The organism is Mariprofundus erugo, assembly GCF_005818865.1.
Lineage (GTDB): Bacteria > Pseudomonadota > Zetaproteobacteria > Mariprofundales > Mariprofundaceae > Mariprofundus > Mariprofundus erugo.
In genome coordinates this window covers 226,946-239,400 of record NZ_VBRY01000001.1, presented here as the reverse complement: position 1 = coordinate 239,400, position 12,455 = coordinate 226,946, and the positions used below count along the sequence as shown (strand labels likewise).

Annotated in this window: 11 protein-coding genes; 1 reads left to right on the top strand and 10 read right to left on the bottom strand. The window is 56.3% G+C overall.

Going from position 1 to position 12,455, the window contains the following annotated elements; all coding sequences use genetic code 11:
- Positions 1-131 precede the first annotated feature (131 nt).
- From tsaE to ribD, 9 genes are all read right to left on the bottom strand, one after another.
- Positions 132-554 carry a tRNA (adenosine(37)-N6)-threonylcarbamoyltransferase complex ATPase subunit type 1 TsaE gene (tsaE, locus tag FEF65_RS01110; protein WP_138237932.1) on the bottom strand — a complete coding sequence of 141 codons (423 nt, stop codon included), beginning with the start codon at positions 552-554 and terminating at the stop codon, positions 132-134.
- 6 nt (positions 555-560) lie between these two features.
- Positions 561-1,025 (bottom strand): CBS domain-containing protein, encoded by a 465-nt coding sequence (locus FEF65_RS01105; protein WP_138237931.1) that lies wholly within the window; start codon positions 1,023-1,025, stop codon positions 561-563.
- A 559-nt stretch (positions 1,026-1,584) separates the two neighbouring features.
- Positions 1,585-3,450, bottom strand: a complete 1,866-nt coding sequence (thiC, locus tag FEF65_RS01100) for a phosphomethylpyrimidine synthase ThiC (RefSeq protein ID WP_138237930.1) — start codon at positions 3,448-3,450, stop codon at positions 1,585-1,587.
- A 332-nt stretch (positions 3,451-3,782) separates the two neighbouring features.
- Positions 3,783-3,944: a carbon storage regulator CsrA gene (gene csrA, locus FEF65_RS01095; RefSeq protein ID WP_138237929.1), complete on the bottom strand. Its 162-nt coding sequence runs from the start codon at positions 3,942-3,944 to the stop codon at positions 3,783-3,785.
- A 72-nt stretch (positions 3,945-4,016) separates the two neighbouring features.
- Entirely contained in the window at positions 4,017-5,228 is a 1,212-nt protein-coding gene (locus FEF65_RS01090) for an aspartate kinase (protein WP_138237928.1), read from the bottom strand.
- On the bottom strand, positions 5,228-5,647 hold the full coding sequence (locus FEF65_RS01085; RefSeq protein ID WP_138237927.1) for an ExbD/TolR family protein: 420 nt from the start codon (positions 5,645-5,647) through the stop codon (positions 5,228-5,230). Before FEF65_RS01085 ends, FEF65_RS01090 begins: the two co-directional genes overlap by 1 nt.
- A complete protein-coding gene (locus FEF65_RS01080) occupies positions 5,644-6,264 on the bottom strand; it encodes a MotA/TolQ/ExbB proton channel family protein (protein ID WP_138237926.1) in 621 nt (206 codons plus the stop codon). The genes FEF65_RS01085 and FEF65_RS01080 overlap by 4 nt, the downstream gene beginning before the upstream one ends.
- Positions 6,265-6,335: 71 nt before the next feature.
- Positions 6,336-8,801, bottom strand: coding sequence for a DNA internalization-related competence protein ComEC/Rec2 (locus FEF65_RS01075; RefSeq protein WP_138237925.1), 2,466 nt, complete (start codon positions 8,799-8,801; stop codon positions 6,336-6,338).
- A gap of 12 nt (positions 8,802-8,813) precedes the next feature.
- Positions 8,814-9,911 carry a bifunctional diaminohydroxyphosphoribosylaminopyrimidine deaminase/5-amino-6-(5-phosphoribosylamino)uracil reductase RibD gene (ribD, locus tag FEF65_RS01070; protein WP_238701095.1) on the bottom strand — a complete coding sequence of 366 codons (1,098 nt, stop codon included), beginning with the start codon at positions 9,909-9,911 and terminating at the stop codon, positions 8,814-8,816.
- A gap of 53 nt (positions 9,912-9,964) precedes the next feature.
- Between ribD and yaaA the strand changes: the two genes are divergently transcribed.
- Positions 9,965-10,732: a peroxide stress protein YaaA gene (gene yaaA / locus FEF65_RS01065; RefSeq protein ID WP_138237923.1), complete on the top strand. Its 768-nt coding sequence runs from the start codon at positions 9,965-9,967 to the stop codon at positions 10,730-10,732.
- Positions 10,733-10,782: 50 nt separating this feature from the next.
- On the opposite strand, the gene FEF65_RS01060 is transcribed toward yaaA, so the two are convergent.
- The gene (locus FEF65_RS01060; RefSeq protein ID WP_138237922.1) at positions 10,783-12,429 is read right to left on the bottom strand and encodes a tetratricopeptide repeat-containing sulfotransferase family protein; all 1,647 of its coding nucleotides are present in this window, start codon (positions 12,427-12,429) and stop codon (positions 10,783-10,785) included.
- Between the last annotated feature and the right edge of the window lie 26 nt (positions 12,430-12,455).

The window sequence follows — 12,455 nt, the reverse complement described above, 5'->3', positions numbered from 1 at the left end:
TCATGCCCTCGCCCTTCGGGCGGCCTTTGGCCGTCCAATCGGCTTCCTGCCTCTTTGTCACGCTTTTGTCTTTGCGAACTGATTTTTGCCAGGAAGGCAATAAATCAGCATCTCCCTTATCGAGCACAGCATCAGCCATCAATGTCGATGCGTCTGGCATCGGCATGATCATCACAACATTGCAAATGCACCGATATGACCGACCCGGGCAACAGAGCCGGCGCCCTCCCGGGCCATTCAATCAGACAAATCCATGGTGGCTGAAAATAATCACGAACACCGAGCATTTCTATCTCCTCGGCATCATCAAGCCTGTACCAGTCCATATGTGCGACACGACAACCATCCGCATCATACTCCTGAATAATGGCAAACGTTGGACTGGGCAGAGCCTGATCCCTGACACCCAGAGCCCGCATCACCGCACGGGAAAAAAAGCTTTTGCCTGCACCGAGATCGCCATGCAGGGCCACAACATCACCGGCCTTCAGTCGGGCAGCCAGTCCACAGGCCACCTCAACCGTCGCAGCCTCATTGACCGCCAGAAACTGCACTCCGGATTAGCGGTAAGTGACCAGAGCCTTGATGACATCATGCTTGCAGATCAGACCGATCACAACATCGCCATCAAGAACCGGAAGGTGATGCACACTGTTATCACCCATGATGGAGGCAATTTCGCTCAGCTCCACATCCGGCCCCACTGTTTTCACATCCACGCTGGCCAGTTCACCGGCCGTAATCGCCTTCAACCGTGTCAGCTCTTCCTCGAACTGTGATTCTCCCATCGGGATCACCATATCAAACAGTGCCACAGCTGTCGGCACATGCAGATTTTTCTGCTGATCGATCAGATCTGTTTCAGTCACTACTCCGATCAGCGACTGCTCCTCATCCACCACAAGAAGCCCCGTGATGTTCTCATCGGCAAAGCGCTGAGCCAGCTCATGAATATTCAGGCCGGGAAGACAGCACGGCGGTTCTGCATTCATGATATCGCGAGCATAAACCCTTGAATATGGCATCGTCCCCTCCTAGTACCCACGCATAGTATAACCACAATGCGGCTGAGTAAAACCCTGATAGATGGGTTCATCGCGAAAGCCCTGGAACCAGTGCCGGTAAAGATAAGCTGATGCCGCTTGATCCCCCCTATAGATTGGCCGCATAGGGTGATTCACTACAGAAAAAGGCTGCGGATGCAGCGGCCAGGAGCCTGTCGGACTTCAGCAATCCGGAGCAAGCAGGAGCAAGCCATTTGAAGCCATGGCATGGCCTCAAATGGCGCGATAGCAATGTCTGCAAGAAAAAATATTCCGGGATTGAGGAGCATAGTGGTGACTATGCGACAAAAGCCCGGGGCATTTTGGGCCGCTATCCCTGCCGCGCAGTAGATTTGAGTTAAGTACGACAGACTCCCGGGAGGGCAATCAATCAGCATCTCCCTGGCAGAGTAGCCGTGTCGCTTTAAAAGCATCGTATCGCGTACAGGAAATCAAAAACTTTCTTCAGCCATATTTCCCGCTCATGCGCGATGAGCCTGAAAAAGCAGGGACGGCTGTTAACGCCGTCCCTGCTGAACGATCAGGCCCGGTGATAAATCTCGGAACCTGTTTTGACAAACACATCCGATTGCTCGGCCATGCCGGCATCAATGGCTTCGAGCGTATCCAGGCCGTGATCACGGGCATAATCACGTACATCCTGGGTGATTTTCATCGAGCAGAACTTGGGCCCGCACATCGAACAGAAATGGGCAACCTTGGCCGAATCTTTCGGCAGGGTCTCATCATGGAAGGCACGTGCGGTATCCGGATCAAGCGACAGATTGAACTGATCCTCCCAGCGGAACTCGAAGCGGGCCTTGGAAAGAGCATCATCACGCTGCTGGGCACCGGGATGTCCCTTGGCCAGGTCTGCCGCATGGGCAGCAATCTTGTAGGTAATCACACCGCTCTTCACATCATCACGATTCGGAAGTCCCAAATGCTCCTTCGGAGTGACGTAGCAAAGCATGGCACAACCATACCAGCCGATCTGGGCTGCACCGATACCGGAGGTGATATGATCATAGCCCGGTGCAATATCCGTAGTCAGCGGCCCCAGCGTATAAAACGGCGCTTCATCACAATGCTTGAGCTGCTCATCCATATTTTCCTTGATCATGTGCATCGGCACATGTCCGGGCCCTTCAATCATCACCTGAACATCATGCTGCCAGGCAATCTTGGTCAACTCGCCCAGTGTTCTCAGCTCGCCGAACTGCGCCTCATCATTGGCATCGGCAATGGCCCCCGGACGCAAACCGTCACCCAGCGAGAAGGAGACATCATAGGCCTTCATGATCTCGCAGATCTCTTCGAAGTGGGTGTAAAGGAAGTTCTCTTTATGATGAGCCAGGCACCACTTGGCCATAATCGAGCCACCACGTGAAACGATGCCGGCAAGACGTTTGGCGGTCAGCGGCACATAACGCAGCAGCACACCGGCATGGATGGTGAAGTAATCCACACCCTGCTCAGCCTGCTCAATCAGCGTATCGCGGAAAATCTCCCAGGTCAGATTTTCGGCAACACCATCCACCTTCTCCAGTGCCTGATAGATCGGTACGGTACCGATCGGCACAGCCGAGTTACGAATAATCCACTCGCGTGTTTCGTGAATGTTTTTACCGGTGGAGAGATCCATAATGGTATCGGATCCCCAACGGGTCGCCCAGGTCATCTTCTCAACCTCCTCCTCGATTGAGGAGGTCACAGCGGAGTTGCCGATGTTGCCGTTAATCTTGACCAGAAAATTACGACCGATAATCATCGGCTCAAGCTCAGGGTGGTTGATATTGGCCGGAATAATGGCGCGACCACGGGCAATTTCATCACGCACGAACTCCGGCGTAATCACCTTGGGAATGGCTGCCCCCCAGCTCTGGCCCGGGTGCTGTCTGGTGATCTCATACTGATGCTCACGCCGCTGATTCTCACGAATCGCCACATACTCCATCTCCGGCGTAATGATACCTTTACGGGCATAGTGCATCTGGGAGACATTTTTGCCGCTTTTGGCCCGCAGAGGGGTGCGCACATGGGCAAAACGGAGCTCATCAAGTTTTTCATCATCACGGCGCTCACGCCCGTAATCACTGCTCAGGTCGGTAAGCGCTTCGGTATCACCACGCTCTTCAATCCAGGCAGTTCGAATCGGCTGCAGACCGAGCTTCAGATCAATGACCGCGTCCGGATCCGTATAAGGGCCGGAGGTATCATAAATCAGGATCGGAGCATTCTCTTCCACGCCATCACGGGTTGTGGTGGGCGAGAGCGAAACTTCACGCATGGGCACACGAATATCAGGCCGCGATCCCTCAACATAAATCTTGCGGGAGTTTGGAAATGGCTGCTGTGCTGCCTGTTCACTGTTGATTTTATCCGTTGAGCCTGCCTGTGTCGTCATCGTTCCTCCAGAAATCCTGCTGTTTAGCGCGCGCAATGATACCCGAGCGAGCGACTAGGGTATAGATGGCTTATGACAGACCGGCATGATTCATGCCGCCAACATCAACAGATATCTCTTACATGCGCAAAAAAAGACAAGTAACCAGCCACTTACACCGGGCGCAAGGGTAAATCCCCTGACCTGCCGGATACAGCGGCCCCCATCATAAAACGGGCATTCCGGCAGAGCGACCAACCATGCGATCACTTGTCGGACGTAGAAAATAAAAAGCCGGGCCACAGGTGACCCGGCACTGGTTCAGCAAGAACGAACCGGCAGAAGCATCCGCTTCATTTATCCGAGGTCTCGAGACGCTCCTCCCGATCAACATGCACATCGCGCGGTGCCTCGATACCGATACGAACCTGGCCGCCCTTCACATTCAGCACCTGAATCTGAATGTTGTCGCCGATGGCAATGGTTTCACCCTTCTTACGTGTCAAAATCAGCATGGTATCTCCTGTCGGATACCCTTAATAGCCGAGTATTCGACTTTATGCAAGGAGAAGAGCTGCATCGCTGTTTTACGCATCAAGTCCGAAGGCTGTATGCAAAGCGCGCACGGCCAGCTCCACATATTTCTCTTCGATCACGACAGTGATCTTGATTTCACTTGTCGTAATCATCTGGATGTTCACACCCTCGGCTGCAAGCGTATCAAACATGGTTTTGGCAACGCCTGCATGTGAACGCATACCGACACCGATCACCGATACCTTGGCCACACCCGCATCACCCTGCACATCGCGCGCCTCAATTGAGCTGCACAGTCCACGCATGATCTCCATGGTCGCATGGTAGTCGCCGCGCGGCACGGTGAAGGTTATATCGGTATAGCCCTGCTCCGACACATTCTGCACGATCACATCAACATTGATGCCCGCATCGGCAACCGGCCCGAAAACATTGGCCGCAATGCCCGGATGATCGGGAATGCCCAGAATTGTAATTTTGGCCTCATCCCGGTTATAGGCCACGCCGGAAATAGCTGCTCTTTCCATCATATCATCCTCTTTTGTCACCAGTGTTCCCGGAACATCCCTGAAGCTGGAGCGCAAATGTATCGGCATATTATAACGCATGGCCAACTCCACCGAACGCGTCTGCAATACCTTCGCTCCCAGCGAGGCAAATTCCAGCATTTCCTCATAATCAATGCGATCCATCTTGCGCGCTGCTGATACGATGCGCGGATCAGTGGTATAGATACCATCCACATCGGTGTAGATGTCACATACATCGGCATTCACCGCTACCGCCAGTGCCACAGCCGATGTATCCGATCCGCCACGACCGAGCGTGGTGATATTGCCATGCTCATCAATACCCTGAAAACCGGTCACGACGGGGACTTCACCCGCCTGCAGCTGCAGCTGCAGATGATCGCTGCGAATATCCCTGATACGCGCCCGCTTATAGTCACCACTGGTCACTACACCAGCCTGGCCACCCGTATAGGAGAATGCCGCAATACCGCGACGGCGAAGCTCAATCGCCAGCAATGCGGCACTGACCTGCTCACCGGTTGCGACCAGCGCATCCATCTCCCGCTCGCAAGGAAATTCATCCATTTCCGTTGCCAGGCCGATCAGCCTGTTGGTCTCGCCGCTCATCGCTGACACAACCACCGCCACCTGATGGCCGCGCGCAAGCTCTGCCTCAACGATATCGGCCGTGCAACGGATACGGGCAATGGTGCCAACCGATGTCCCACCGAACTTCTGTACGATCCGCATTACTGATTCTCCTGTTCACTCGTGGCAGAGGTTGCAATACCAACCTTGCTCATATTCAGTCCCCGCAATGTATCCAGCACGAACACCACCCGTTTGTGGCGCGCATCAGCATCGGCACGCAACACCACCCGCATATTCGGATCCCCGTGCGAGGCATTCAGAATACGCGACCGCAACTCATCATCCGCGACAGCTTCATCCTGTACAAACAGCTTGCCATTGGCATTAATGGCAATCGTCACCTGCTTGATCTCCTGTTGCTGGGCCGTGGCATGACTGGAAGGCAAATCCAGCTTCAGGCTTGAGGTGACATTAAACGTCGTGGATACCATAAAAAAGATCAGCATCAGAAAAACCACGTCGACCAGCGGAGTGATATCCACCAGATAATCGGCGCGTTTTTTCTGACGTAACTTCACGAACGCTCTCCCTTCAGCAACTCGACAAAGCGCATGGCATGCTGCTCAATCTCCAGCACAAAACGGTCCACACGCGACTCGTAAAAGCGATAACCGACAATCGACGGAATCGCCACAGCCAGACCAAAAGCCGTGGTATTCAACGCCTTGGAGATACCGCCTGCCAACACGTCCGCCTTGCCGACACCCACCAGCGATATCTGCTGAAACACCTCAATCATACCAATCACGGTACCAAGCAGACCAAGCAGCGGCGCAATCGCGGCAATCACACCGAGCACACCGACAAAGCGCTCCAGGTGTGCCACTTCCTGGCGGCCCGACTCCTCCAGAATCTCTTTCATCACCGAGCGCTGTACGCCTCTGTTGGCCAGCGCCACCCACAGAATGCGGCTCATCGCTGTATTGTGATTCTGACAGAAGGTCATCGCGGCCTTCACATCACCATCACGCACCGAGGCTTCCACCTGCTGCACCACCCCCAGCGGAATCACAACCGAACGACGCAGGCTCCATGCACGCTCAAAAATAATGGTCAGTGACAGGATTGATGCAACCAGCAGGAAATACATCACCGTGCCGCCCTGTTGAATAAACTCTATCACCTGCACCTCCATTCGCTATCAGCATACCGGGTCATCATCACCCCGCCAAAGCGGCCGCAATTATCATGATGGGTAAGCAAAAGTCACCATTGGCCCTTTTCAAGACTGCGCAGAGCCAGTTGCCGCCGCCCTGCCGCCTGCTGCCACTGAACCGATTCCGGCGCCCCGCCCCCGGCCGCCGGCCAGCGCACCAGCACGGCTCCGTCGGCACTATTGCGCACGATCGCCCCTGCCTGACGGTAACGCTGCATCACCGCATCCGCTGGCAAGCCATAACGGTTATGCCAGCCACTCTGGGCAACCGCCAGTCCGGGAGCAAACATACGGACAAAATCGACACTGCTGGAGCTCATACTACCATGATGCGGCATCAGCATCGCATCCACACCGCCCGCCACGGCAGCAGCAAGCTCCTGTTCCCCTGCCAATTCAATATCCCCCGGCCATAACAGCCTCGTTTTATCACCCCAGCTGACGGCCACAACCAGCGATGTGTTGTTTTCATTTTTCGGCGCAAAGCCACGCGGCGGCCACAGCACATCAAAACGAACATCCAGACCGCCCCGCTCAACATGCCAGCCATCACCTCTGGCCAGCCAGCGCACCCCGATTTGCTGCTCGCGGGCATATGCGATCATGGCACGCACGGCCGGGTCGGCATGCACCGCCGGCACATCGGGCAAGCCGATCTGCCCGGTCACATTCAGTGACTGCAGCAACGTCCATGCACCGCCCAGATGATCCGACTGGGCATGGCTCAATATCAGCATATCCGCATGGGTTACCCCCAGCTGCCGCATGCCGCCAGCGACCATGCTACCGCCATTGATACGGCTGCCGGGCCGCCCCGGCACATCCGTCACGACGGCATATCCCCCCGGCAGCAGCAGGGTTGATGAAGCTCCCTGCCCCACATCCCAGACCACCCAGAGTGGCGCATCCACACTCCGCTCATCGCTGACCCGTAGCAGATAAAAACACAACGTCAGCAGGGCAAGCAGCCCCGCCAGTCGCCGACGTCCGCGCAGAAGCAACCGGCCCGCCATCAGCATGCCAGCCATATAGACGGCTCCGAGCCATAGCGGCGGATATACTCCCCACAACTGACCGGCCGGCAGCGTGGTCAGCCACGTCAGCAATGCTGTTGCCATCTGTACCACCCGGCCGGCAATCTGCATCAACCCAACTGCCGCATCATGCCATCCGAGGAGGGCAAATATTTCACCGGACAATGCCAGCGGCATCACCAGCAGGGAGTACAGGGGAACCACCATCAGATTGGCCACCAGTGCATACACCGGCAAACGGCCAAAGGCGGCAACCGATACGGGCAGTGTTGCCAGCAACGCCAGCAGGGAGATAACCAACAGCGCCGGCACTGCCCGCCGCAGGCGAGCCACCCCGACTGCTCTCTCATGATCACTTGTCTGCAACATCCGGGTCGCCCATATCAGCAGAGCGGCTGTGGCAGCAAACGACAACCATAGCGATAACGAGACAACCGCCGCCGGATCAAACAGAAGAATCAACGCCAGTGCTGCCAGCAAAATATTCAGCGGCGCATGACGCGCTGCCAGAAACCAGGCGATGGCCGCTGCCGCCAGCATCAGTGCAGCACGCATGGCCGGCAATGGCCAGCCTGCAACCATGGCGTAACCGCCTGCAGCGATCACCCCTGCCGCCATGGCAACATCACGCACTCGCAAGCGCACAATCCATGCCTCCCTGCGGGTCAGCATCCAGCGAAAAAGCAGTGCCATCCATGCCGCCACCATACCGACATGCATCCCCGAAATCGCCAGAAGGTGGGCTGTTCCGGTCGCGGAAAAAACCGACTTCACCGGTTCGGTCACGCCTGAGCGATCACCAAGCAGCAGTGCCTGCAACACCCCGCCGGCGTCTGCAGGCAAGCCCCCGATGACATTGGCAATACGGGCCCGGCCGTTCTGTAGTGGTGAAGCATCCCGGCCGGCCAACTGCACGCCAGCGGATACACTGCCGATCAGTGCGATATGGTGATCAAAACACCAGGCCTGATAATCAAATCCACCCGGATTAAGGTGGTTGCGGGGACGATGCCAGCGAGCTGTCATCCTGATCCGGTCACCGGGCTGAAACGTGCTATACGACTCCCCGGCATGGTGATAGAGATAGAGCAGCGCATGGCCACTCAGGCGCGCACCATCCTGACGCCGGATATCACTCAACTGCAGACGTTGCAGGGCACTGTCGCGGTGAACTTCATCAATTCGGGCAGTCGCGGTCACTGCTCCGTTCAGCCAGTCCGCTGTCACGCTTACCCGGGCCGCATCCACCAGCAAATCAGCCGCGCCCCACAGCCCGCCCAACAATAACCACAATGCCACCATCCGGTGCTGCCATACAAAAAGCAGCAGCAACAGCAGCCATATCAGCAGTGCAGGCACCACTCCGACCAGATCACTGCGGGCCAAAACCAGCCCTGTCGTCCAGGCCAGAACCGGCCACAACAATGGCAACCGGCGGCACTGCAACCAGCTGACATCAGCGGAACCGGATGACGGCACCATCAGATCAACGGCTCAACCGTCCGGGTAAACGATCCTGCCGCGAATCAGCTGGTCCACGCCCAGCATCTGGCGCTCGATATCATCCAGATACAGCGCACCGGCTATCGTTTCAGCGCCCATCCCCGGCCACAAGCTGACAGCATCGCGACCACCAATGAGCATCGGAGCCTGATAAAGCACCAGCTCACTACTGTAGCCTGCCTCAAAAAACGAGGCATGCAGATCCCCGCCCCCCTCCAGCAACAACTGCAGGCGGCCATCCTCAGCCAGATGCGACAGCGTTTCGGCAAGACTTGTCACCTGCACCACATCAACCCCGGCCTGACGCCAGGCATCCGTATGCTGGTTCACGCTGCGCACATAAAAACGTGTCGGAGCATCACCGGCAAGCAACTTGCAGTCGGCAAAAAATGATGGCGTCTGCAGCGCAATCACAACACGCAACGGGGTATCGCCGACCACAGGCACATCCCGCACCGTCAGCGACGGGTTGTCACGCCGCAATGTGCCTGCCCCCACCAGCACGGCATCGCATGCAGCCCGCAAATGATGTGCATGCAGGCGTGAAGCCTCACCACTGATCCACTGTGAATGATGGGTACGCGTTGCCAGCCTGCCATCGAGTGAAATCGCGGCCTTGGCAATCACATATGGACGCCCCGTACGTACATAGTGAAAAAATGCGGTATTGAGTGCATCGGCCTCCGCCTTTAATACACCCGCCGTCACTGTGATACCTGCTGCTTCCAGAACACGATGGCCGCCGGCCATTTTCGGATTCGGATCAGACGATGCATAGACGACATGACGAATTCCGGCGCGCTGAATCGCATCGGTACATGCCGGTGTGCGCCCGTGTGCAGCACATGGTTCCAGCGTCACATAAAGCACGCCGTCCCGGGCTCTGTCACCCGCCTCCTGCAGTGCAACCACCTCGGCATGCGGACCACCCGCCCGCTGATGCCAGCCGGTCCCGACCACAGCACCATGATTGACCACCAGCGCCCCGACCCGCGGGTTGGGGTGGGTCGTACCCGTCCCTTTTGCAGCCAGGCCGATTGCCTGCCGCATCAGTGTTTCGCCATATCCAGAGATCTCTTCCGCCATCATTCCATCAGGATGGCGCCTTCCTTTCTGTAAATCAAGCCATAGCATAAGGGACCATGTTGATACTCATTTCCCCTGCAAAAAAACTGGATACGGCCACTGCAGCGACTACCGCATTCGCCACCATGCCTGAGCTGCTGCCGCATGCGTCGACGCTGATCACCATCGCGCGCCAGCTCGACAGCTTCGCACTCTCGGAACTGATGAAGCTATCCATGCCGCTGGCCAGCCTGAACATGCAGCGCTTTCAGCAATGGCATACACCATTTACCACTGACAATGCCCGCGAAGCCATTTTCAGTTTTCGCGGCGACGTCTATCAGGGTATGGATGCCGACAGCTTCAGCCGGGAAGAGCTTGAGTTTGCCCAGCAACACCTGCGTATTCTCTCAGGGCTGTACGGGGTATTGCGGCCGCTCGACCTGATACAACCCTATCGACTGGAGATGGGGACCAGGCTGGCCAATCACAGAGGTAGCGATCTTTACAGCTTCTGGAAGGGCATTATCAGCGACACATTGAACAGAGCGCTTGATATGCAAGCGGAACGGGTACTGATCAACCTGGCATCGGAAGAGTACTTCAGGACCGTTCAGCCGAAGGCCATTCAGGGACGTATCGTCACACCTGTTTTCAGGGAGAACAGGAACGGCACATACAAAATCATCAGCTTCAATGCCAAGAAAGCACGCGGGCTGATGAGCCGCTTTATCATTCAGAACCGGCTAAATCAACCGGAGGAGATCAAGACATTTGATCTGGCAGATTACCGTTTTTCGGAAACCATGAGCACCGAGGACAACTGGGTCTTTATTCGCGGCTGAACAGAAGCGTGACTGTCACAGCGCGAATAAAGACCCGTCATCAGAGCTGATCAGGCAGCTGCTGCGAGAATCGCCGCCAGTGGCTGCAACTGCGTTGCATACTGGGCCGCTGACACGACCGCATCAGCACGGATTGCGCGAATCACCGGCAATACCGCATCACTCCACTCCAGACCACAGGCGGCAAGAAGCTTGCGCGCCTCATCTTCGGGTGCAGCCAGCAGCTTCTCATAATCAACTTCATACATCACACCGGCGGGCAACACCTCACGCCAGTGCTGCATCACCTGCTGATAGTGGCGATAGTAATGCCCCAACTGCTCAAGATCGCAGGCAAAATCCAGTTGCCCCGCCTCGAGATTATGCTTGTAGATCGACAGACAATGATCCAGCGGCTGACGACGCACATGAATCATACGTGCATGCGGCAGCGCGCAATGGATGGCACCAACAAGGCGGAAATTTGCCAGTGTGTTATCCACCACCCGTACTGCATCACCTGCATCAAGCTTTGCAAGGTAAGAGTGGCCGACCTCCTGCCACTGCTGCGATGAAAAAGTGGCGATATCCTCGAATGTCAGTCGCTGATTGGGCGGTCTCTGCTCAAACATGGACTGTTCAAAGCCATTCGCTGCACCCGATCCACCTGCATCCGGGTGAACGGCGAGGATTTGCTCAACCAGTGTACTGCCACAATGGGGAAGGCCGACAATAAATAGCGGCCGCTGATCTTCCAGCCCGCTGCTGCCGCCCAATACCTCCGGCGTATAAAACGCCGTCACCGCCTGGAGATGGGCAATCTCGGCATCCGCATGATAGCCGGACATACGCTGCCTCAGGGCATTGCCCTCCCGGGTAAAGGCAAAGGCTTTCTCAAACTGCTGCAGCTCCTCATTCGCCTTGCCAAGTGCAAAGCAGAGTGGAATTCGCTCAGGCGCATCTTCAGGACACTGGTTATACAGTGCCTCTATCGCCAGCTTGTCGGCATCATCATCACAGGTAAATGTCTTCAGGCCGGCCAGCATGGCCCATGCCCGGATATCACCCGGGTTGAGTGACAGCGCCTCTCGCAGCACGGACTCTGCCGAACTGCCTGCGCCCTGTTGCAGCAGTAATTGAGCCATCTGGATACGTGCATCAAAATAACCGGGAGCAGCTGCTATGACATGCTCCAGACAGGATTTCGCCTCATCCAGACGTTGAGCCTGATGCAATGCGCTATAGCGGGCCATGACCACATTCAGATCATCCGCATACTGCGCCTGCAGCTCCTGCAGCAGCGACAATGCCCTGTCATGATCACCCAGACCGCTCAGCGCAGCACAATATCCAAGTTGCACATCCAGAACGGCCTGAGGGTTCAGCGCCAGTGCACTGTTAAAACGCTCGAGTGCATCGCTATACAACCGCTGTCTCAGATACAGACGGGCCAGGTTGGCATGCAGATCGGCTCTTTGCGGAGCTGCATTGATCGCCTTGACGAACAACTGCTCGGCATACACCAGCTGACCCGATTGAGCACTGACAATGGCCAGAATATTGGCCACATCGGGATGGCCCGGCTGCAGTGCTTCAATATCGACACAGAGCCGCTCACAGACGTCGAACTGTCCCTCGGCAAAGGCCCGGGTCGCTTGCTCGACCATCTCATGAAGCTTCTGTTCTTTCTTATCGGCTATGGGTGTGACTACCGCCATTCAACCTTCCTCCAGATTTGTTGCAG